Genomic DNA, 20,596 nt, shown 5'->3' on the forward strand with positions numbered 1-20,596 from the left:
TACTTTTATTTTAGCAGCTCGCTGGCGGCGGGAGGATTTCGCGCGATCTGAAGATTGCAGCATAGAGATCCGACAAGCCGCCAGACCTGGCGGCTTTTTCGTTTGAGCCGGCAGGTCTCCTGAACAGGAGCAAACTGCCGTGTTGACCACCACAGACGACCTTCGCCTTCAGAAAATCACCGAACTGAGTACGCCTGCCGAAGTGATGGGCGAGATTCCGCGCACCCTGACCGCGACACGCACCGTCGCGGCGAGCCGCAGCGCGATTCACGCCATCCTGACCGGGGCCGACGACCGGCTCCTCGTGATAGTGGGTCCCTGTTCGATTCACGATCCGGCCGCGGCCATGGACTATGCCAGCCGTCTGGCGGCGCTGCGCGAGACCCTGGCCGACCGGCTCGAGATCGTGATGCGGGTGTATTTCGAAAAGCCGCGCACCACAGTGGGTTGGAAGGGGTTGATCAACGACCCGGATCTCGATGGCAGCTTCCGGATCGACAAGGGACTGCGGCTGGCGCGTGAAGTGCTGTCGGCCGTGAACAATCTCGGCCTGCCGGCCGCCACCGAATTCCTCGATCTAATCACGCCGCAGTACATCGCGGATCTCGTCGCCTGGGGGGCGATCGGCGCGCGCACCACCGAGAGCCAGATCCACCGCGAACTCGCGTCGGGGCTATCCTGCCCGATCGGCTTCAAGAACGGCACCGACGGCAATGTCCGGATCGCCGCGGAGGCGGTGAAGTCCGCGGCGCAACCGCATCATTTCATGGCGGTGACCAAGGGCGGGCGCAATGCGATCGCGGCCACCACTGGTAACAGCGACTGCCATGTCATTCTGCGCGGCGGCGTCACGCCGAACTACGACGCCGCAAGTGTGGAAGCCGCCGCGGCGGTGCTCGGCAAGATCGGCCTGGCGCCGCGACTGATGATCGACGCCAGCCACGCCAACAGCAGCAAGCAGCCGGACAACCAGCCGAAGGTCACGGCCGATGTCGGACGCCAATTGGCGGCGGGCGAGAACCGCATCATCGGCGTGATGATCGAGAGCAATCTGGTGGCCGGTCGGCAGGATGTAGTGCCGGGTCGGCCGCTACAATACGGCCAGAGCATCACCGACGGCTGCATTGACTGGGCAACGACCGAGACAGTGCTGCACGAGCTGGCCGCTGCGGTCGAGAGCCGGCGAGCTACGCGGCGCACGGAGCAGCAGGAAGGTGCGGCGGCTTGATTAGCTAAGCGCAGGGCAGCGACCTCAGATCGCTGCCCCGCTTTTCGCATCGGTTGTTAGGGCGCTGCAGGACTTGAGTGAAGCGATACGATCCAAGGTGCACTGAATCCTCATCCTGAGGAGCCCGGCGAAGCCGGGCGTCTCGAAGGATGGGACCACGCATTGCCAGCGGGGCATGGTTCGAGACGGCGCTTCGCGCCTCCTCACCATGAGGCTGTGCTTGTTGCTGACGCTTCAGAGCTCAAGTTATGAAACGCCTCAGTGCCGGAAGTGCCGGGTGCCGGTGAACACCATGGCGATGCCGGCGTCGTCCGCAGCCTTGATCACTTCGTCGTCGCGGACCGAGCCGCCGGGCTGGATCACCGCGGTGGCGCCGGCTTCGATGCAGGCCAGCATGCCGTCGGCGAACGGGAAGAACGCATCCGAGGCGACGACCGAACCCTTGGTCATCGGCGCCGCGAGCTTCAGCTCGGCCGCCGCATCCTGCGCCTTGCGGGCGGCGATGCGGGCGGAGTCGACGCGGCTCATCTGACCGGCGCCGATGCCGACGGTGGCGAGATCCTTGGCGTAGATGATGGTGTTGGACTTGACGTGCTTGCCGACGCGGAACGCGAACTTCAGGTCGCGTAGTTCGGCTTCGGTCGGCTGCCGCTTGGTGACGACCTTCAGCGCCATGTCATCGACCACCGCATTGTCGCGGCTCTGCACCAAGAGGCCACCGGCGACGGTCTTGTAGGTCAGGCCATTGGCGCGCGGATCGGGCAGCGCGCCCGCCAGCAGCAGCCGCAGATTCTTCTTCGCGGCGACGATCGCGATCGCTTCCTCGGTGGCGTCGGGCGCGATGATCACTTCGGTGAAGATCTCGGTGATGGCGCGCGCGGCCTCCGCATCGAGGGTACGGTTGAGCGCCACGATGCCGCCGAACGCCGACACCGAATCGCAGGCCAGCGCCTTGCGATAAGCGTCGAGCAGATTCGCGCCCTCGGCGACACCGCATGGGTTGGCGTGCTTGACGATGACGCAGGCCGCGGTGCGCTTGGCATCGAACTCGCCGACGCACTCATAGGCCGCGTCGGTGTCGTTGATGTTGTTGTAGGACAGCTCCTTGCCCTGCACCTGGCGTGCGGTGGCAACGCCCGGACGCTTCTCCGGGGTGGCGTAGAACGCCGCGGTCTGGTGCGGATTTTCGCCGTAGCGCAGCGACTGGATCAGCCGACCGCCGATCGCGCGGAAGTCCGGCGCGTCGGTCTTGAGCTGCAGCGCGAACCAGTTGGAGATCGCCGCATCGTAAGCCGCGGTGCGCGCATAGGCCTTGGCGGCGAGGCGCTTGCGCAAATTCAGCGTGGTCGCGCCGTTGTTGGCGGTCAGCTCGTCGAGCACCGCCTGATAGTCGTTAGCCTCGACCACCACGGCGACATCGTCGTGATTCTTGGCCGCGGCGCGGATCATCGCCGGACCGCCGATGTCGATGTTCTCGATGCAGTCTTCGTAGCCGGCGCCTTTATCGACGGTGGCTTCGAACGGATAGAGGTTGACGACGAGGAGGTCGATCTGCGCGATGCCGTGATCGGCCATTGCCTTGTTGTGCTCGGCATTGTCGCGGATCGCCAGCAGGCCGCCATGCACCTTGGGGTGCAGCGTCTTGACCCGGCCGTCCATCATCTCGGGGAAGCCGGTCAGGTCGGAGACGTCCTTCACCGGCAGGCCGGCGGCGGCGATCGCCTTGGCGGTGCCGCCGGTCGAGACCAGCTCGACGCCGTGGCCAACGAGCGCCTTGGCGAAATCGATCAGACCGGTCTTATCGGAAACGGACAGAAGGGCACGGGTGACGCGGCGCGGCTTAGTCATGGGGCAAGATCCTCTGATGGAAGGAAACATATGCCCAGGCGCGCGGCAGATACGTCCCGCGCTTCCCGATGGTGCTCCATCCTAGGTCGCCAGTCGCGCGAGGCGGGCGTTGGTTAGCAGTTTTCGCCTGCGGCCACAACGGCGACCAAGGTCGTTCAGCCTTGCGGATTTGCCGGGTTTTGCTGGCGAACCGCTATTCCCGTCGCCGGGACAACGCCTCAGAGCGGCAGCTCGGGCTCGTGGCGGGCGGCGCGGCGGGCGCTGGTCGCCTGCGGCGACGCATTGGAGCGGACGAAGCTCCAGCGCACGTTGGGCGCCTCGATCGAATTCTGCCGGATCACGATCTGGGTCGAGCGCCGCGGTCCGTCGTTGCCGGCCAGGAACACGGTCTCTTCGAGATCGACCTTGTCGTCGGCCGCCTCGAAGGTCCAGACCTCGCGATTGGGCAGCACCAGCATCACACCGCGGGCATCATGCAGCCGGCTGGCCTTGACCAGCGGGTGCAAGTGGAAGCGCACGGCGTAGTCGGCCTGCGCGGCGCGGTGCCGGCCACCCTGCACCGGCGACAGGCTGTCCTCGCCATCGACCCGGCTGCCGTCATGCTTCACCATCAGGACGCGCCGATGCAGCACGCCGAATTTGTCGCGGTAGCCGTCATGCGACGTCGTCAGCAGCACGCCGCCGGCAACTTCTTCGCGCCGGTTCTCGACCTGACGCGGACCGCCAACCACCGGCGCGCCGTGCAGGAAGCGTTTCATCGCGGAGCGCTCGACGAAGCTGCACGACGAAGTGTCGTGGCAGGTGACTGTGGAGTGCGCCACCGTCGAGCGGGCAAAACCGCGCCAGCTCTCGCGATTGGTGGTCGGCATGCCGCTGTTGATCACGATCCGGCAGGACCCCGACGACAATTCGAACGACAGGCAGCCGGCATGCGCCTCCTGGCTGACATTCGCGGGCGGCGGGGTGCCGGCATCGACGATCACCAGCGTGGTGCCGGCGTCGATCCGCTGGTAGCCGGAATGCGGCATGCTGGCGAGCGGCGTGCCCTGGCTGTCGTCATAGGCCAGCAGCGTCGCCAGCAGATCCGACGGCGTCGCACTCATGCCGTTGAACAGCGCGAAATTGCCGTCGCCATGGCGGAAGAACCGCAGCATCGGCATCATCCGGTCGATCGCGTTCAGCAGCGCCGGCGGCGGTGCGATGTTGCGGGCCGCAAACGTCTGGCGCAGCGGCAACAGGTCGATCAACAATTCGATCAGCGCGCTCGGATTGCGCGAGATATGGCCGCCGTCCGGGAGGATCTGGCGTTGCAGCTCGTCGGACAGCTTCTTGGTGGCGCCGCGGATCTGACGCGCCTGGTTGGCGAGGCACAGCGACGCGTAGCACAGCGCGATCAGCACCTGCAGCCGCGGCACGCCATCCTGCACATCGAGCAGCGCGTAGCGCAGCGCACGGATTTCGCGGGTCAGGCCGCGCAAATATCGGCGATAGAACTTGCCGTCGGTGTCGGACAGCACCAGCGGCGCCTGCGACAATAACGAGATCACCCGCCGCGCCAACACATCCGGCCGCCGGCCGACCGGGCCGGTGCGCGACATGTTGCTGAGCCAGTCGTCGACCAGCGAACGGGCGTTGGCACGGGTGATCGCGGTGTCGGCGGCGCGCAGATGGCGCAGCCAGCCGAACCCGAGCAGCGCGGCTTCCCAGTCGTCGGAAGGCGGTTCGAGATCGAAGATCGAGCGGCCGTGGCAGGTGACGATCTTGCCCGCAAACACGAAGCGGCCCGCATAGATTTCGGCGGCGCGGGTCGCGTCCGCGGTGCGCAAATCGTGAGGCGCAATGATTAGCCGATCGGTGCGGCCAGGCCACAGCCGGGTCACCGCCACCGAACCACTGGAGGCGCGCGCCATCACGGTCCGCGCGAAGCGGCCCACGATCAGCGTCGAAATTCCTCTGCGGGGCGCGGCCGACACCTGCGCTAGAGCCCCGGGTCGTTGGTACGCATCACGTTGCTGCCCCCTGCGGACGGCCGACGTCAGTCCGCGCAAGACGTCGGACAATCGTCCAGTCCGGTACAGCTTCGACTGAAACGGCTCTGCAGACATGCGCGCAGCGGAGACGAAAGATTGTTCTGGACCAAAGCAACCTCAAGTTAACGAAAATTCGTTGCGAATCCTTTTAATCTGGAATTGGCGTTCACACACCCTGGCGATAGGCGAATGTGGACGGGCGCTGCTGCGCCACGTCCCACAGGCGGCTAATCTCGAAGGATTACAACGACTTCACCAGCCGCGCGGCATAGAAGCCGTCGAGCCCGGCGAGCCGCGGATCGCTATGCGGCAAATGACACGGCAGGGTCCGCAGCGCACCGTCAGCCGTGACGATCTCGGTGAGACCGGCGACTTCCGCCGGGTCGATCGGCTGCCGCCGCATCGACGGCTCGGCGTCGAGCAGCGCGGCGATCGCCTGCTCGCCCTCCTCGGGCTCGAGCGAACAGGTGCAATATACCAGCGTACCGCCGGGTCGCAGCAGCGAGGCCGCCTTCTTCAACAGCCGGTTCTGAACCGCAGCGAGCGCGCCGATGTCGCTCTCCTGCTTCAGCCAGGCGACGTCGGGATGTCGCCGGATCGTGCCGGTCGAGGCGCACGGCGCGTCGATCAGCACCGCGTCGAACTCCGCGGTCGCATCACCCCGCCATTCGGCCGCATCGGCAACTCCGGTTTCAACCTCGAGCGACAGCCGCGCCAGATTTTCGCGCAACCGCGCCACGCGCGCGGGCGAGCGGTCGATCGCCGTGACCCGGGCACCGGCAGCGGCGAGCTGCGCCGTCTTGCCGCCGGGGGCCGCACAAAGATCGGCGACGCTCTTCCCGGCGATATCCCCGAACAGCCGGGCCGGAAGCGCGGCCGCAGCGTCCTGCACCCACCACTGACCTTCATCAAACCCCGGCAGCATGCGCACCGAGCCCTGCAGCAGCGTGCGAACGGTCCCGGTCGGCAGCACTTCACCATGCAACCGGGTTGCCCAATGCGCCGGGTCGGATTTCACCGTGAGGTCGAGTGAGGGTTCGTGGCTGATCGCCTGCGCGATCGCGCGCGCGGTGTCGGCGCCATAATGTTCGCTCCAGCGCGCCAGCAGCCATTGCGGCACGTCGGGCGTGCCGGCCGCCAGTTCCTCGACCAGCGGCAGGCCCTCACGCGCACAACGGCGCAGCACGGCGTTGACGAGGCCGGCATATTTGGCGGCGCGACGGTCGGATTGCACCAGCCGTACCGACAGATCGACGGCGGCATGATCGGGCACGTCCATCCAGAGAATTTGCGCGGCGCCGATCAACAACGCGCTCTTGGCGCGCGGCGCGTCGGTCGGCACGCCGCGATCGAGCAGCTTGGCGAGCAGTCCTTCCAGCGTTCCGAGCCGGCGCAGGATGGTCGCAACCAGCCGGCGCATCAGCGCGCGGTCGCGATCCGACAGCGTCTTCAGACCCGGATGCGCGGCCGGGCCCTCGAGCTGGTCGTCGAGCATACGGCGCTTCTGCAGCACCCCATCCAGAATGTCCGCGGCAATGCGGCGCGCAGCGAGGCCGGGCACCTCGGAAGCTTGGGCGAATCTTGGAGCAGGCATGGATTGAGGGTATCACAGCAGGAGGAGAGACGCCGCGCGAGGCCGCGCGCTGGTCTGCCGTGGATGGCATTCGAATATGCCAAATGTAAGAATCGCCGTCGCACCTGCCGGTGATGGCCTGCGCCCCGCGCGATGAAGAAAGGCGTCCGCCGATGACAAACCCCGATCCGAAATCCGCCCCGACGGATGCCGCCCCGCCGCGCAAGGATCTCCCCGAAGCGGCCAAGCGTGCCCTCGCCGAAGCCGAAGCCCGCCGCGTCGAAGCCGCCAAGCACGCCGAAGCCCGCGCCAAGGAAGTCCAGGGCCCGAAGGGTCCCGAGCCGACCCGCTACGGCGACTGGGAAGTCAAAGGCATCGCATCGGACTTCTGAGACTTTGGCGGGGCGCCAAGGCTCACCGCAACCGGTGATTGCGCGGAATTGTTGCGCCATCTTTCGACTCGGGTTATCATAGGAATATGTCCCCATATCCGAGAACGAACCCCGTCCGGATTTCGCGGCTGCCCTGGCGCAGCCGGCTGTGGCCGTGGGTGTTCGTGCTCGGTGTTGCGGCCGGCACCATGCTGCCTGCACGGCATTGGCTGCACCTGCCGTGGCTGCAGCCGCCGGCCTCGCAGGGGATCGATAACGACAGCGAGACGGTGTGGCGACGCGCCGGCAACCCGACCACTCGGCATCCGGTCGACGTGCTGTACACCATCGACGGCGACACCTTCGATGCGCGGGTGCATCTATGGCCGGGCACCGACCTGCGCACGCGGGTGCGGCTGCGCGGCATCGATGCGCCGGAACTGAAGGCGCAATGCGCCCGCGAATTGCGGATGGCCGAAGCCGCCGCCGAGGCGCTGCGCCGGCTGCTCGCCGAGGGCGAGGTCGCGATCTACAACATCGGCCCCGACAAATATCAGGGCCGCGTCGTGGCGGACGTAGCGACCAAACGCACCGCCAGCGTGTCGAACGCATTGCTCGACGGCGGCTATGCCCGCGCCTATGGCGGCGGACATCGCGATGGCTGGTGCGACGGACGCTAAGGTTTAGGCGACTGCGCCAAGCTTGGGCGGTCCGGCGAGATCGAGGGCCGGATCGGCTTCGGCGGTCTGCGTCACCAGCGACGGCGCCGTTTCGGACTCATCAATCGGCGGCGCGAACGGGCCGTCACTCTCGACCGGCTTCGGTTTGTCGGCCCAATGCAGCGCGGTGTAGTCGAAGCCGTTGACGATGGTCGGCTTCACCACCTCGAAATACGGCGAGATATCGAAGTCGCGCGGCATGTACAGCGACGAGTGCCGGATATGCAGGATCTCGCGCCGCGCCGCACGGCTGCCGGCCTTGGTGATCTTCGGCAGGATCGGATAGCGCACCGCCTCGAACGCCTGCGCGATCAGCGCCGAACAGATGATCTTGGTCGGGTCACCCGAACCGAGCGCAATCATGCGGCGGCGCCAGCGCTGCGGCAGCGGCAGCGGCACCAGATAGCGCATCAGGTCGATGATGTTCTTGGTGTCGTAGCCGAAGCCGATGCGATTGATCGCGTAGCGACACACCGTGTGGCGGTCCTCGTAGGACAGGCCGACGGGGCGACACACCCGCGTGTGGTAGGCAAGGTGCCGCGACAGCGGCGACGAACTCACCCCTTCGCCGATATTGGCCTCGACCAGCACATGCGGCTCGCCGTCCGGTTCGGTCACGCCATCGATCGGCCCGACATAGAGCGCGGCGTGCGACCAGGTCGACTGCGTCAGATACTTGATGATGCCGGCGATCCGGCTGTTGCCCTCGACCAGCAGGACATCGCCGGGCTCCATGATGGTACGCAGATGGTCGGGATCGCTCGGGGTGAACGGCTCATAGCCGGGCTCTTCCTTCTGCAAGTAGCTGGCGATCAACTTGCCGATGGTCTCGAGCACCACACCCATTGCTGCGCTCCTGCGGGATCCCTACTGCGACATCGTCACATCGCGTTCGTGGACGATCGTCGAGCAAAGCCGTTGCAGTTTAGTTCATCTGGTTCCTGGCGCAGTTACGCATCGTTCACCACGAACGGTTGCCGGCCGGAGGCGATTCCGGCAAGTTGACGGGGTCGGCCGGGCAGTGCGGCACCGCCGAACCAGTCGGCGGACGACGCAAAACGCGACGGAGTTCAACACATTGGTCACAGTCGCGGGACGCCGCACCGTCGCCCCACCGGATAGTCGCCGCGCCGGCCGCCATTGGCCGCGTCGGTCGATCGCCCCGGCCGCCTCCAAGCTTTCGGAAACCATGCAATGACGATTTCGCGACGCAGCCTGCTCGAGGGCCTGCTCGGCGCCACTGCCGGCCTTGCGTTGCTGCCGGCATTAGCAAGCCGAGCGAACGCCGCTCTGCCGCGCGAGGCGGAGGTGGTGGTGGTCGGCGCCGGCGCCGCCGGAATCGCGGCGGCGCGGCGGATCGTGGCGGCCGGCCGCAAGGTGATCGTGGTCGAGGCCGCCTCGGAGATCGGCGGCCGCTGCGTCACCGATACCACCAGCTTCGCAGCGCCGTTCGACCGCGGCGCGCGCTGGCTGCACAGCCCCGACAGCAACCCGCTGGTCCGGCTGGCGCGCAGCTCCGGCTTTGCGGTGACGCCGGTCGCCCCCGGCCAAAAGGTCAGGATCGGACGCCGCAACGCCCGTTCGCGCGAGACCGAGGATTTTCTCGCCGCCTACGTCCGTGCCACCCGCGCCATCAGCGACGCCTCACGCGGCAAGGCCGATATTTCCTGCGCCGCCGCGCTGCCGAACGATCTCGGCGATTGGGCGGCGACGATCGAATATGTGCTGGGCCCTGCGACCACCAGCAAGGACCTGCGCGCGCTGTCGGCGATGGATGCCGCGCGGACGCTGGACCGCACCGCGCTGCTCGGCTGCCCGCAGGGCGTCGGCAGTCTGCTGACTCAGCTCGCGTCCTCGCTGCCGATTGCGCTGTCGACGCCGGTCAAACGGATCGTGTGGAGCGGGCGCGACCTCGCGGTCGAAACCGCGGCCGGCCGGATCGGCGCGCGCGCCATCATCGTCACCGCATCAACCAACGTGCTGACCTCGGGCAATCTGGCGTTCTCCCCCGAACTGCCGAAACGCCAGCTCGACGCCGCAGCGCGGCTGAGCCTTGGCAGCGCCGACCGCATCGCGCTGCAGTTCAAGGGCAATCCGCTCGGGCTGTCGCGCGACGAGACCATCATCGAACGCGCCGACGACATCCGCACCGCGACGCTGATGGGCAATATCGGCGGGACCTCGCTGTGCACGGTCGACGTCGCCGGCTCGTTCGGGCGCCAGCTCGCCGCGCAGGGCGAAGCCGCGATGCAGGATTTCGCGATCGAATGGCTCGGCAAGCTGTTCGGTAGCGACATCGCGGGCGCCGTCGAGCGCAAGGCGGTGACGCGCTGGAACGAGATGCCCTACGTGCTGGGCGCGATGTCGGCGGCGGAGCCCGGCGGCCAGCCGTCGCGCAAGGTGCTGGGCGAGCCGCTCGGCAATCTGTTCTTTGCCGGTGAAGCGACCCACGAAACGCTGTTCGGCACGGTGCAGGGCGCCTGGGAATCCGGCGAGCGCGCCGCCGACGCTGCGCTGAAAAAGATCGGCGCCGTCAAGGAGCCCGCGCCGGAGAAGCCCGCACGCAAACAGAAGCCGCGGCGCGAACCGCAGCGTCAGCGCGAGCAGCGCCCGCCCGCCACCGCGAGCGGCACGCCGTCGTGGTGGCGCTGAGCGGCCTCAGCCGCGCAGGCTGCCGCCGGTCTTCTTGGTGACTTCCGCCACGATCTTGGCCGCGACCGCCTCGATCTCCTGATCGGTCATGGTCTTGTCGCGCGGCTGCAGCGTCACGGCGATCGCCACCGACTTCTTGTCGGGATCGATGCCCTTGCCTTCATAGACGTCGAACACGCTGACCGAAGTGATCAGCTTCTTATCGACGCCCTGCGCGGCGCGGACGATATCGGCAACCGCGACCTTGCGATCGACGATGAAGGCGAAGTCGCGCGACACCGGGTGGAACGCAGACAATTCCAGCGCCGGCTTGGCGCGGGTCGGCCGCTGCTTCGGATCGGGGATCTTCTCCAGAATCACCTCGAACGCCACCAGCGGGCCATCGGCTCCGAGCTGTTCGAGCACCCGCGGATGCAGCTCACCGAAATAGCCGAGCACGTTCTGCGGCCCGATCTGGATCGCGCCGGAGCGGCCCGGATGCAGCCAGGCCGGCAGCTTATTGGTGGCGATCTGCAGACCCGCCATCGGCGCACCGGCCGCAGCCAGCACCGCGAACGCATCGGCCTTGGCATCGAGCGCGGTCGCCTGCGCCGAGCCCGACCAATGCCGGCCGAGGCCGGCGGAGGACGCAACGCCATGGCGGACGCCGCTCGCAGCCATGAACTGATCCTGCGGCCGGTCGCCCTTGAACACCTGCCCGACTTCGAACAGCGCCAGATCGGCCGAACCGCGATCGGCGTTGGCCTGGGCGGCTGCGATCAGGCCGGGCAACAGGCTCGGCCGCATGTCGGACAGATCGGAGGCGATCGGATTGGCCAGCGCCAGCTCTGGCTGGCCGCCACCGAAAGCTTCGGCGAACGGCTTGGAGATGAACGACCAGGTCACCGCCTCGGTCAGGCCGCGCGCCGCCAGCGCGCGCTTGGCACGGTGGGTGCGGTTCTGGATCTGGGTGAGCACCGGCTTGCGCGGGGCATCGCCGCGCTCGAACGGCGTCAGCGGCACCTTGTCGACGCCGACGATCCGAACGATTTCCTCGACGATATCGGCTTTGCCGTGGACGTCGCTGCGCCACGACGGCACCGCGACCTTCACCACCGGCGCCTGACCGACGACGGTGAAGCCGAGATGATTGAGGATGCGGCGGATCTCGGTGAGCGACACTTCGATGCCGGCCAGCCGCTTCACCTCGGCGAGCGGGAAGTCGATGATCTTGTCGTCGGCGAACGGATTGCCGACCACCACCACGTCCGACGGCGTGCCGCCGCAGAACTCCATCACCAGCTTGGTGGCGAGTTCGAGCCCGGGCAGCATGAAGGCCGGATCGACGCCGCGCTCGAAGCGGTAGCGCGCATCGGTGTTGATGCCGAGCTTGCGGCCAGACTGGGCGATGTTGATCTCGTTCCACAACGCCGATTCGATCAGCACGTCGGTGGTCTCGGCCGAACAGCCGGACACTTCACCGCCCATGATGCCGGCGAGCGATTCGACGCCGTGGTCGTCGGCGATGACGCAGACCGACGAATCGAGCGTGTAGGTGCGGCCGTCGAGCGCCAGCAGCGTCTCGCCGTCCTTGGCGCGGCGCACCACCAGATTGCCCTTCACCTTGGCGGCGTCGAACACGTGCAGCGGGCGCGAGCGATCGAACGTCAGGTAGTTGGTGATGTCGACCAGCGCGTTGATCGGGCGCAGCCCGATCGCGGTCAGGCGCTTCTGCAGCCATTCCGGCGACGGGCCGTTCTTGACGCCCTTCACCAACCGCAGCGCGAAGCCGGGGCACAGCTTGCTGTCTTCGACCGTGACGCTGACCGGGCACGGGAATTCGCCCTTGATCTGCTTGATGCCCGGGTCTTTGAACTTGCCCATGTCGGCGGCGGCGAGATCGCGCGCGATGCCATGCACGCCGGCGCAGTCCTGCCGGTTCGGCGTCAGGTTGATGTCGAGCACCGGATCGCCGAGCCCGGCCCAGGCGGCATAGGGCGTTCCGACCGGCGCATCGGCCGGCAGCTCGATGATGCCGTCGTGATCTTCGGAAATTTCCAGCTCGGCCGCGGAGCACAGCATGCCGCGGCTTTCGACGCCGCGAATATTGCCGATGCCGAGCGTGAAGTCCTTGGCCGGAATATAGGTGCCGGGCGGCGCGAACACGGTGACGAGGCCGGCGCGCGCATTCGGCGCGCCGCATACCACCTGCACGGGCGCGCCGCCGTCACCGACGTCCACCGTGCAGACCTGCAGCTTGTCGGCGTTGGGGTGCTTGGCGGCGGTCAGCACCTTGGCGATGATGAACGGCGCCAGCACCTTCGCCTTGTCCTCGATGCCCTCGACCTCAAGCCCGATCATGGTGAGCTTGTCGGCGAGCTTTTCCAGCGGCTCGTCGGTGTCGAGATGATCTTTCAGCCAGGAGAGCGTGAGTTTCATCGGTTGTTACTTCCGTCTGGCCGCGCAGTGGGCGCGTCGTACTGAATGCTCAAGGTCGTGCCCGCGTCGCCCTCACCCCAGCCCTCTCCCGCAAGCGGGAGAGGGAGCAGGCCGTGCCGAATGGAGAGGCTGCGGGCCATGTCGTTAGTCCGAATCGTCCGATGACGGGCGCTGCGTTGCTTCGTTTTGTTTAGGCCGCAGCTTCCCCGCACGCTCGGCGCGCTCCCTCTCCCGCTTGCGGGAGAGGGTTGGGGTGAGGGCTCTTGCGGCGAGCTCGGACGCGATGCTCTGCAGCACCCCGTCGCGATTGCTCATCACCTCGGCATTGCTGAAGCGGATCACTCGAAACCCGCGCGCCTCGATCGCCGCCGTGCGGGCCGCATCAGCGCGCTCAGCGTCATCAGCAAAATGCTGACCGCCGTCGAGTTCGACCACCAGTTTTTTCGCGTGGCAGGCGAAGTCGGCGATGTACGGCCCGATCGGCACCTGACGCTTGAACGAAGCCCCGTCGAGCTGCTTGTCGCGCAGCGCCGACCACATCAGCCGCTCGGCATCGGTGGATTTTTTGCGCAGCTCGCGCGCGTGGCGGCGCTGGCCGGGGGAGACGCTCCAGCTCGGCTGCTTCGGATCGTCCATCGCAAGCTCCGTGCCCGTGTCGCCCTCACCCCAACCCTCTCCCGCAAGCGGGAGAGGGAGTTCGCCGTGCCGGGTTGCGAGGGCTTCAATCATTTCAACAACAGATCGTTTTCAACTATCAGCGTCCGAGTTCAGCCGCGTAGCTCCCAAAGGCCGCGGCCTGCCCCCTCTCCCGCTTGCGGGAGAGGGCTGGGGTGAGGGCACTTGCGCCGAGCACGGCGCTCGCGCACGTCCAACTCACGAACTCAATCCCCCCGCCAGCGTCGGGATGTCGAGCGGCTTGAAGCCGTAGTGATTGAGCCAGCGCACGTCGGCTTCGAACAGCTGCCGCAGGTCGCTCATGCCGTATTTCAGCATCGCGATGCGATCGATGCCCATGCCCCAGGCAAAGCCTTGATACTCGTCCGGATCGAGGCCGCAGGCGGTCAGCACGTTCGGGTGCACCATGCCGCAGCCGAGAATCTCCAGCCAGTCTTCGCCTTCGCCGAACCGGATCTCGTCCTTGCCGCGGCGGCACTGGATATCGACTTCCAGCGACGGCTCGGTGAACGGGAAGAACGACGGCCGGAACCGCATATTGACGTTGTCGACCTCGAAGAACGCCTTGCAGAACTCGTGCAGGATCCACTTCAGGTGGCCGAGATGGCTGCCCTTGTCGATCACCAGGCCTTCGACCTGATGGAACATCGGCGTGTGGGTCTGGTCCGAGTCGCTGCGATAGGTGCGGCCGGGACAAATCACCCGGATCGGCGGCCGCTGCGACAGCATGGTCCGGACCTGCACCGGCGAGGTGTGGGTGCGGAGCAAGAGGCGCGAGCCGTCTTCCTTCGGGTTGAAATAGAAGGTGTCGTGCATCTCCCGGGCCGGATGGCCTTCGGGGAAGTTCAGCTTGGTGAAGTTGTAGTCGTCGGTCTCGATGTCCGGACCTTCGGCGATCGAGAAGCCCATGTCGGCGAAGATTGCGGTGAGCTCATCCCACACCTGGCTGAGCGGATGCAGCCGGCCCTGCTCGGCGGCGGGCTCGCGCATCGGCAAGGTGACGTCGATGGTTTCGGCGGCCAGCTTGGCGTCGAGCGCGGCGGCCTTCAGCACGTCGCGGCGGGCGGTCAGCGCCTCGGTCACCGCTTCCTTGGCGCGATTGATCGCCGCGCCCTCGGTCTTGCGCTGCTCGGGGTCCATCTTGCCGAGCGTGGCGAGCAGCGCCGAGATCGAGCCCTTCTTGCCGAGCGCTCCGACACGGACCGCTTCGAGCGCGGCCTCGTCTGAAGCCGCCGCGATATCGGCGAGGATTTGGGATTGCAGGTTTTCGAGATTGGACATGAGCCGCCGTTCCCCTCAAGAAGTCATGCCCGGGCTTGACCCGGGCATCCATCGCTTCTCGAAAGATGGATCGCCGGGTCAAGCCCGGCGATGACGGTCAACCCGTTGAACGTCGGGGCCGCCGATGCGGCCTCGAATGAACCTCAGGCTGCGAGCGCAGCCTTGGCCTTCTCGGCGATCGCCTGGAACGCCGCCGGCTCGTTGATCGCGAGATCCGACAGCACCTTGCGGTCGACGACGATGCCGGACTTCGACAGGCCGTTGATGAACACGCTGTAGGTCATGCCGAACGGACGCACCGCGGCATTGAGGCGCTGGATCCACAGCGCGCGGAACGTCCGCTTCTTGCGCTTGCGATCCCGGAACGCGTACTGGCCGGCCTTGTCGACCGCAGCCTTGGCGGTGCGGATCGTATTCTTCCGACGACCGCGATAACCCTTGGCGAGCTTGTAGACCTTCTTATGCTTGGCGTGAGCCGTCACACCGCGTTTAACGCGAGCCATGACTGATCTCCTTCATCTGAATTTGGTTTGGACGGCCGCGATGCGGCCCGATGAGGCTGCCGCGCAAGGCGCGGCGTGAACGGTCAGGCGTTCGGCAAGAAATACTTCTTGATGTTGTCGCCGTCGGTTTTGAAGATCGCGCGGGTGCCGCGAAGCTGACGGATCTGCTTCTTGGTACGCTTGATCATGCCGTGGCGCTTGCCACGCTGGGCGGACATCACCTTGCCGGTGGCGGTCACTTTGAAGCGCTTTTTGGCGCCCGATTTGGTCTTCAACTTGGGCATTTGGCTCTCCTTTGCCACGCGCGAAAAGCGCCCCGGGGGCGCTCTGCGGCGGCGGACATGCTCGTTAGAGCGTTGAAATTGCACGACCATTCTCAAGATCGAGGCAGGTCGGCAGGGCCATCGCCACGGCAGCCCTTGATCAGCCGGGCGATGAAGGCTGCGCTTATGGCAGAGCGGAGGCCGGTTGGCAACGTGTAAGGCGGAAGATCGAGCACCGCCGACGCGTCCTGCCAAACGACGGGTGAACGCCACGGCAAAGAAAGCGGCAAAGAAAAAGGCCCGTCAGATCGCTGGCGGGCCTTGTTCGTTCTGAAATCGAAAACCCGGATCCGCGTCAGCGCGGCGCCAGCACCATCACGACCTGACGGCCTTCGAAGCGGGGGTCCTGCTCGACCTTGGCGATTTCAGCGACGTCGTTCTTCACCTTTTCGAGCAGCTTGGTGCCGATCTCCTGGTGAGCCATTTCGCGTCCCCGATAGCGCAAGGTGATCTTGACCTTGTCGCCTTCCTCGAAGAAGCGCAGCATCGCCTTCATCTTCACGTTGTAATCGTGGTCGTCGATCATCGGGCGGAGCTTGATCTCCTTGATCTCGACGATCTTTTGCTTCTTGCGCGCCTCGGCGGCCTTCTTCTGCGCCGAATACTTGTACTTGCCGTAGTCCATGATCTTACAGACCGGCGGCGACGAGGTCGGCGAAATCTCGACCAGATCCATGCCTGCGTCCATTGCCATTTTGATCGCGACAATGGTCTCGACCTTGCCCTGGTTCACACCGGTCTGGTCGATCAGCTGGATCTCGAAATTGCGGATTTCATCGTTGGTGCGCGGCCCGTCCTTGGCTACGGGGGGCGGCGCTCTGTTGGGACGGCGAATGGGTTCTTCTCCACACTTGTGAACGTTGACGGCGAACGATGGGATCGAGGCAGGTACGGCTGCTGGTCGGATCCGCGCGCTTCATATAGGTCGAAGCGCGATCCGACGCAAAACCACTCAGCGTCGATACCAGGGTCAATGCCCTTTTTGATCCGCGCGCAGTGTGGCGGAAGAACCGCCGAGCGGCAAGCCGACTTCCGCATAAACGCAAAGCCGGCCAATTCGCCGCGCGGCTTCCGTCGCGCTACGCCCTGAGGCGCCGGCATTGACGGCGCCTCGCCGTGTACTGCAAACCAACCCGGCAACGAGGTTGTTGATCCATGACAAAACCATCCGAACCGGCGCCCGACTTCATCACCATCGGCGATGGCGCCGCGGCGCGGCGGATTGCGGTCCGCCCCCGGCCGGGCACCTCCCCTGGGCTGTTTTGGCTCGGCGGCTTCAACTCCGACATGACCGGCACCAAAGCGACCGCGCTCGACCAATGGGCCGAAGCGCGCGGCCGCGCCTGCGTCCGGTTCGATTATTCCGGCCATGGCGAGTCCTCCGGCAGCTTCGCCGACGGCACCATCGGCCGCTGGCTGGAAGAGAGTCTGGCGGTGTTCGACGCCTACGCCCGCGGTCCGCAAATCGTGGTCGGCTCGTCAATGGGCGGCTGGATGGCGCTGCTGCTGGCCCGCGCCCTGCGCCGCCGCGGCGGCGAGACGGCCGCCAAGCTGGCCGGATTGGTGCTGATCGCACCGGCGCCGGATTTTACCGAAGCGCTGATGTGGAAGGGTTTTTCACCCGAGATTCGCGCCGAGATCGAGACCAAGGGCGTCTGGCACCGCCCCTCGGAATACGGTGAGCCCTACCCGATCACCAAGGCGCTGATCGAAGACGGCCGCAATCACCTCGTGCTCGGCGGCATGATCGAGGTCGGCTGCCCGGTGCGCATCCTGCAAGGCAAACAGGACGAAGACGTGCCGTGGCGCCACGCCTTCGAACTGGCGGAGCGGCTGCCGACCGACGACGTCGTCCTGACCATGATCCAGGACGGCGACCACCGGCTCAGCCGCCCGCAGGACATCGCCCGGATGCTGGCCGCGGTCGAGGAGCTGGGCTGACGAGGGGCGCCGCCCGGCGTCGCCCAGCCGCATCATAACCGCATCATAAATCGTCATCGCCCGCGCAGGCGGGCGAACCAGTATTCCAGAGAGATCGGTTCATCGGCGCACTGGGATACTGGATCCCTCGCCTTCGCGAGGGATGACGATTGATTGGGGGAGTGCCCTACTCAGCAGCGACCCCGCCCCACTCCGCCCGCACGCGGTCATCGGCTTCGGCTGCAAGATGCGCAGCCTTCAGGGCCGCGAAGCGCTCCGGCGACAGCAGCTGCCCCAGCGCCCAAGCCGCAGCACCGCGGATCGTCGGGCTCGGATCGGCGAGCAGCCGTTCGGCCTCCGGCGCCAGCTCGCCGTCGCCCGAATTGCCGATCGCGATCAGCACGTTGCGGATGAAGCGGTCGCGGCCGATGCGCTTGACCGGTGATTTGGTGAACAGCGCCCGGAATGACGGGTCATCGAGCGCCACCAACTCACTGAGCGCCGGTGCGCGCAAGCCGTCGCGGGCGGCGAGCTTGGCCTCGCGCCCGGCCTGGGCGAACTTGTTCCAGGGGCAGGCGGCGAGACAATCGTCGCAGCCGTAGATCCGGTTGCCGAGGCGCGCGCGAAACTGGCGCGGGATCGGACCTTTGTGTTCGATCGTCAGATACGAGATGCAGCGCCGGGCATCGAGCTGATACGGCGCCGGAAACGCGCCGGTCGGACAGGCATCCAGGCAGGCGCGGCACGAGCCGCAATGATCATGCTCGGCGGCGTCCAGCGGCAGATCGAGCGTGGTGAACACCGCGCCGAGAAACATCCAGGACCCGCGGCCTTTCGACACCAGATTGGTGTGCTGGCCCTGCCAGCCGAGGCCAGCGGCCTGCGCCAGCGGCTTTTCCATCACCGCTGCGGTATCGATGAACACCTTGACGTCGCCGCCGGCGGTGGCGACGAGCCAGCGTGCGAACTGCTTCAGCCGGGCCTTGATGACGTCGTGATAATCGTCGCCCTGCGCATAGACCGAGATCGCCCCGCGATCCTTTCGCGTCAGCACCGCGCGGGGATCGGTATCAGGACCATAATTGAAGCCGAGCAGGATGACGCTGCGGACCTCGCTCCACATCACCCGGGGATCGGAGCGGCGCTCGGGACGATCGGCAAGCCAGGCCATGTCGCCGTGATAACCTGCGTCGAGAAACGCGCGCAGCCGCGCCGGCGCTTCGGGGATCGAGTCCGGCGCGCAAATTCCGAACGCATCAAAGCCGAGCGCGCGTGCCTGGTCGGCGATTTCCGCCTTCAACGCATCGCCGGGTTCGGCCGATGCGGGCTGTCCGTCGGCGAAGGTCAGAAATCCAGATCCACGTAGGTCCGTGACGCCGGCACGCCCGCGAGCCATTCGCTCAACAGCGGGCGGAACGAGGGGCGCGATTTGATCCGCGCGTACCAGGCCTTTGCCGCCTCGTCCTCGATCCATGGCACATCGCCCAGATAGTCGATCGCCGACAGGTGCGCCGCGGCGGCGAGATCCGCATAAGTCATGCGATCGCCGGCGAGAAAGTTCCGGGTGCGCGCCAGCCAGCCGATATAGGCCAGATGATAGCGCACATTGGCATTGGCGGCGCGGATCACGTCCATCGCCGGCGGCCCGCCGCCGTCTTCCTCGCTCATGAAGCGCTTGTAGATGCGCTCGGTCATCAGCGGGCCGGAGGCCTCTTCGAAAAACTTGTCATTGAACCACGACAGCAGCCGCCGCACCTCGATGCGTTCGGCGGTGGACTGCGGCAGCAGCCGGCGGTCACCCATTTCAACGCCGTGCACTTCGTCGAGGAACTCGGCGATCACCCCGGCGCCGGGAATCGGGGGACGCCCCTCTGCGACCAGGACCGGCGTGGTTCCCGCCGGATTGAGCGCCAGGAAGGCCGTTCGCCGCTCCCAGGACCGCTCTTCCACCAACCTGAGATCGAGACCGTGTTCGCCGAGCGCAAGGCGGATGAACCGCGACAGCGGGCAGAACGGGTGGTGGAACAGGGTGTACATGCTGACCTAGATAGTTTCGAAGAGCTTAACAAACCGTGGCGGATCGCATCGAAAAGGCTCTTCGGGAGGCGGCCAAACTAGTCTCATGCGACGCGGACGCAAGGCACCGAAAGGCGCATTTTTGACGTTGCGACCCCTTGGGGAATAGGCGACAAGGTCCGGCCTCGCGGGCGCCCGATCCCTTGCAGCGGACAATTCCATGCTCATCGATATCATCAGAGCCGTCATTCTCGGCATCGTCGAGGGTGTCACTGAATTCCTGCCGGTATCTTCGACCGGCCACCTGCTGTTGGCGGAGCGGTTCTTCAATCTCGGCGAAGGCAACTTCTGGAAGAGCTTCGCAGTGCTGATCCAGCTCGGAGCGATCCTGGCAATTCTGGCGCTGTATTTCGTGAAATTGTGGCGAATCGCGCTCGGCATGTTCACCGATGCCAACGCTCGCCGTTTCGTCATCGGTGTGCTGGTGGCGTTCCTCCCGGCAGCGGTGATCGGCGCGGCGTTCGGCGGCTATATCAAGCACTACCTGTTCAATCCGTGGGTCGTGTGTTTTTCGCTGATCGTCGGCGGCGCGATCCTGCTGTGGGTCGACCAGCTCAACCTGAAGCCGCGCTATCACGACGCCACCGCGTTCCCGCTGCTGACCTATTTCTATATCGGCTGCGCGCAGTGCACCGCGATGATCCCGGGAGTATCGCGCTCCGGCGCCAGCATTGTTGCGGCAATGCTGCTCGGCACCGACAAGCGCTCGGCGGCCGAATTCTCGTTCTTCCTGGCGATCCCGACGATGCTCGGCGCGTTCGTGTACGATCTCTACAAGAACCACGCCGACATGACCGCCGACAACCTGATCATCGTGGCGATCGGCTTCGTGGTGTCGTTCATCACCGCGATCATCGTGGTGAAGACCTTCCTCAGCTACGTCACCCGCCACGGCTTCGAGCTGTTCGCCTGGTGGCGCGTGATCGTCGGCACGCTCGGCCTGATCGCGCTGGCGCTGGGGCGGTAACAAACCCTCTCG

Annotated in this window: 18 protein-coding genes and 1 riboswitch; of the genes, 6 read left to right on the top strand and 12 right to left on the bottom strand. The window is 66.2% G+C overall.

Features of this window, described 5'->3' with window-relative positions; genetic code table 11:
* Positions 1-139: 139 nt before the first annotated feature.
* Complete coding sequence (locus RPPS3_RS00145) at positions 140-1,228, top strand: 3-deoxy-7-phosphoheptulonate synthase (protein WP_107342305.1); 1,089 nt, start codon at positions 140-142, stop codon at positions 1,226-1,228.
* A gap of 258 nt (positions 1,229-1,486) precedes the next feature.
* Here RPPS3_RS00145 and purH read toward each other — a convergent pair whose 3' ends face one another.
* The 3 genes from purH to RPPS3_RS00160 all read right to left on the bottom strand — a co-directional run bounded on the left by purH (position 1,487) and on the right by RPPS3_RS00160 (position 6,700).
* Complete coding sequence (purH, locus tag RPPS3_RS00150; protein ID WP_107342306.1) at positions 1,487-3,076, bottom strand: bifunctional phosphoribosylaminoimidazolecarboxamide formyltransferase/IMP cyclohydrolase; 1,590 nt, start codon at positions 3,074-3,076, stop codon at positions 1,487-1,489.
* Between the two features lie 25 nt (positions 3,077-3,101).
* Positions 3,102-3,183: riboswitch (ZMP/ZTP riboswitch) on the bottom strand.
* A gap of 111 nt (positions 3,184-3,294) precedes the next feature.
* The gene (locus RPPS3_RS00155; RefSeq protein WP_164572407.1) at positions 3,295-5,010 is read right to left on the bottom strand and encodes a heparinase II/III family protein; all 1,716 of its coding nucleotides are present in this window, start codon (positions 5,008-5,010) and stop codon (positions 3,295-3,297) included.
* A gap of 337 nt (positions 5,011-5,347) precedes the next feature.
* Complete coding sequence (locus RPPS3_RS00160; protein WP_107342308.1) at positions 5,348-6,700, bottom strand: RsmB/NOP family class I SAM-dependent RNA methyltransferase; 1,353 nt, start codon at positions 6,698-6,700, stop codon at positions 5,348-5,350.
* Positions 6,701-6,852: 152 nt separating this feature from the next.
* On the opposite strand from RPPS3_RS00160, the gene RPPS3_RS00165 reads away from it, so the two are divergent.
* Positions 6,853-7,071 carry a DUF1674 domain-containing protein gene (locus RPPS3_RS00165; RefSeq protein ID WP_107346360.1) on the top strand — a complete coding sequence of 73 codons (219 nt, stop codon included), beginning with the start codon at positions 6,853-6,855 and terminating at the stop codon, positions 7,069-7,071.
* Positions 7,072-7,157: 86 nt separating this feature from the next.
* Positions 7,158-7,730 (top strand): thermonuclease family protein, encoded by a 573-nt coding sequence (locus RPPS3_RS00170; protein ID WP_107342309.1) that lies wholly within the window; start codon positions 7,158-7,160, stop codon positions 7,728-7,730.
* Positions 7,731-7,733: 3 nt separating this feature from the next.
* On the opposite strand, the gene RPPS3_RS00175 is transcribed toward RPPS3_RS00170, so the two are convergent.
* Positions 7,734-8,615, bottom strand: a complete 882-nt coding sequence (locus tag RPPS3_RS00175) for a YiiX/YebB-like N1pC/P60 family cysteine hydrolase (RefSeq protein ID WP_107342310.1) — start codon at positions 8,613-8,615, stop codon at positions 7,734-7,736.
* Positions 8,616-8,963: 348 nt separating this feature from the next.
* Here RPPS3_RS00175 and RPPS3_RS00180 point away from each other — a divergent pair, with 348 nt between their 5' ends.
* Positions 8,964-10,421, top strand: a complete 1,458-nt coding sequence (locus RPPS3_RS00180) for a flavin monoamine oxidase family protein (protein ID WP_107342311.1) — start codon at positions 8,964-8,966, stop codon at positions 10,419-10,421.
* Positions 10,422-10,427: 6 nt separating this feature from the next.
* Here the strand turns inward: RPPS3_RS00180 and pheT are convergent, their stop codons facing one another.
* The 6 genes from pheT to infC form a co-directional block, all read right to left on the bottom strand.
* Positions 10,428-12,839: a phenylalanine--tRNA ligase subunit beta gene (gene pheT / locus RPPS3_RS00185; protein ID WP_107342312.1), complete on the bottom strand. Its 2,412-nt coding sequence runs from the start codon at positions 12,837-12,839 to the stop codon at positions 10,428-10,430.
* A gap of 144 nt (positions 12,840-12,983) precedes the next feature.
* Positions 12,984-13,475 (bottom strand): endonuclease domain-containing protein, encoded by a 492-nt coding sequence (locus RPPS3_RS00190; RefSeq protein WP_107346361.1) that lies wholly within the window; start codon positions 13,473-13,475, stop codon positions 12,984-12,986.
* Between the two features lie 237 nt (positions 13,476-13,712).
* A complete protein-coding gene (pheS, locus tag RPPS3_RS00195) occupies positions 13,713-14,795 on the bottom strand; it encodes a phenylalanine--tRNA ligase subunit alpha (protein WP_107342313.1) in 1,083 nt (360 codons plus the stop codon).
* A 143-nt stretch (positions 14,796-14,938) separates the two neighbouring features.
* The gene (gene rplT, locus RPPS3_RS00200) at positions 14,939-15,298 is read right to left on the bottom strand and encodes a 50S ribosomal protein L20 (protein ID WP_011155609.1); all 360 of its coding nucleotides are present in this window, start codon (positions 15,296-15,298) and stop codon (positions 14,939-14,941) included.
* 83 nt (positions 15,299-15,381) lie between these two features.
* On the bottom strand, positions 15,382-15,582 hold the full coding sequence (gene rpmI, locus RPPS3_RS00205; RefSeq protein ID WP_011155610.1) for a 50S ribosomal protein L35: 201 nt from the start codon (positions 15,580-15,582) through the stop codon (positions 15,382-15,384).
* A gap of 334 nt (positions 15,583-15,916) precedes the next feature.
* On the bottom strand, positions 15,917-16,456 hold the full coding sequence (infC, locus tag RPPS3_RS00210) for a translation initiation factor IF-3 (protein ID WP_107342314.1): 540 nt from the start codon (positions 16,454-16,456) through the stop codon (positions 15,917-15,919).
* 320 nt (positions 16,457-16,776) lie between these two features.
* Here infC and RPPS3_RS00215 point away from each other — a divergent pair, with 320 nt between their 5' ends.
* Positions 16,777-17,562: an alpha/beta hydrolase gene (locus tag RPPS3_RS00215; RefSeq protein ID WP_107342315.1), complete on the top strand. Its 786-nt coding sequence runs from the start codon at positions 16,777-16,779 to the stop codon at positions 17,560-17,562.
* A gap of 166 nt (positions 17,563-17,728) precedes the next feature.
* Here the strand turns inward: RPPS3_RS00215 and queG are convergent, their stop codons facing one another.
* Positions 17,729-18,937, bottom strand: a complete 1,209-nt coding sequence (queG, locus tag RPPS3_RS00220) for a tRNA epoxyqueuosine(34) reductase QueG (RefSeq protein ID WP_199852178.1) — start codon at positions 18,935-18,937, stop codon at positions 17,729-17,731.
* Positions 18,886-19,578, bottom strand: coding sequence for a glutathione S-transferase family protein (locus tag RPPS3_RS00225; protein WP_107342317.1), 693 nt, complete (start codon positions 19,576-19,578; stop codon positions 18,886-18,888). Before RPPS3_RS00225 ends, queG begins: the two co-directional genes overlap by 52 nt.
* Before the next feature lie 199 nt (positions 19,579-19,777).
* Between RPPS3_RS00225 and RPPS3_RS00230 the strand changes: the two genes are divergently transcribed.
* On the top strand, positions 19,778-20,584 hold the full coding sequence (locus RPPS3_RS00230) for an undecaprenyl-diphosphate phosphatase (RefSeq protein ID WP_107342318.1): 807 nt from the start codon (positions 19,778-19,780) through the stop codon (positions 20,582-20,584).
* Positions 20,585-20,596 lie beyond the last annotated feature (12 nt).

The organism is Rhodopseudomonas palustris (assembly GCF_003031265.1).
Classification (GTDB): domain Bacteria; phylum Pseudomonadota; class Alphaproteobacteria; order Rhizobiales; family Xanthobacteraceae; genus Rhodopseudomonas; species Rhodopseudomonas palustris_H.

Coding starts and splice junctions, on each gene's coding strand:
- purH (WP_107342306.1), bottom strand. CDS start 3,076: ATGACTAAGCCGCGCCGCGTCACCCGTGCCCTTCTGTCCGTTTCCGAT.
- RPPS3_RS00160 (WP_107342308.1), bottom strand. CDS start 6,700: ATGCCTGCTCCAAGATTCGCCCAAGCTTCCGAGGTGCCCGGCCTCGCT.
- RPPS3_RS00165 (WP_107346360.1), top strand. CDS start 6,853: ATGACAAACCCCGATCCGAAATCCGCCCCGACGGATGCCGCCCCGCCG.
- RPPS3_RS00170 (WP_107342309.1), top strand. CDS start 7,158: ATGTCCCCATATCCGAGAACGAACCCCGTCCGGATTTCGCGGCTGCCC.
- RPPS3_RS00175 (WP_107342310.1), bottom strand. CDS start 8,615: ATGGGTGTGGTGCTCGAGACCATCGGCAAGTTGATCGCCAGCTACTTG.
- RPPS3_RS00180 (WP_107342311.1), top strand. CDS start 8,964: ATGACGATTTCGCGACGCAGCCTGCTCGAGGGCCTGCTCGGCGCCACT.
- pheT (WP_107342312.1), bottom strand. CDS start 12,839: ATGAAACTCACGCTCTCCTGGCTGAAAGATCATCTCGACACCGACGAG.
- RPPS3_RS00190 (WP_107346361.1), bottom strand. CDS start 13,475: ATGGACGATCCGAAGCAGCCGAGCTGGAGCGTCTCCCCCGGCCAGCGC.
- pheS (WP_107342313.1), bottom strand. CDS start 14,795: ATGTCCAATCTCGAAAACCTGCAATCCCAAATCCTCGCCGATATCGCG.
- rplT (WP_011155609.1), bottom strand. CDS start 15,298: ATGGCTCGCGTTAAACGCGGTGTGACGGCTCACGCCAAGCATAAGAAG.
- rpmI (WP_011155610.1), bottom strand. CDS start 15,582: ATGCCCAAGTTGAAGACCAAATCGGGCGCCAAAAAGCGCTTCAAAGTG.
- RPPS3_RS00215 (WP_107342315.1), top strand. CDS start 16,777: ATGACAAAACCATCCGAACCGGCGCCCGACTTCATCACCATCGGCGAT.
- queG (WP_199852178.1), bottom strand. CDS start 18,937: ATGGCTCGCGGGCGTGCCGGCGTCACGGACCTACGTGGATCTGGATTT.
- RPPS3_RS00225 (WP_107342317.1), bottom strand. CDS start 19,578: ATGTACACCCTGTTCCACCACCCGTTCTGCCCGCTGTCGCGGTTCATC.
- RPPS3_RS00230 (WP_107342318.1), top strand. CDS start 19,778: ATGCTCATCGATATCATCAGAGCCGTCATTCTCGGCATCGTCGAGGGT.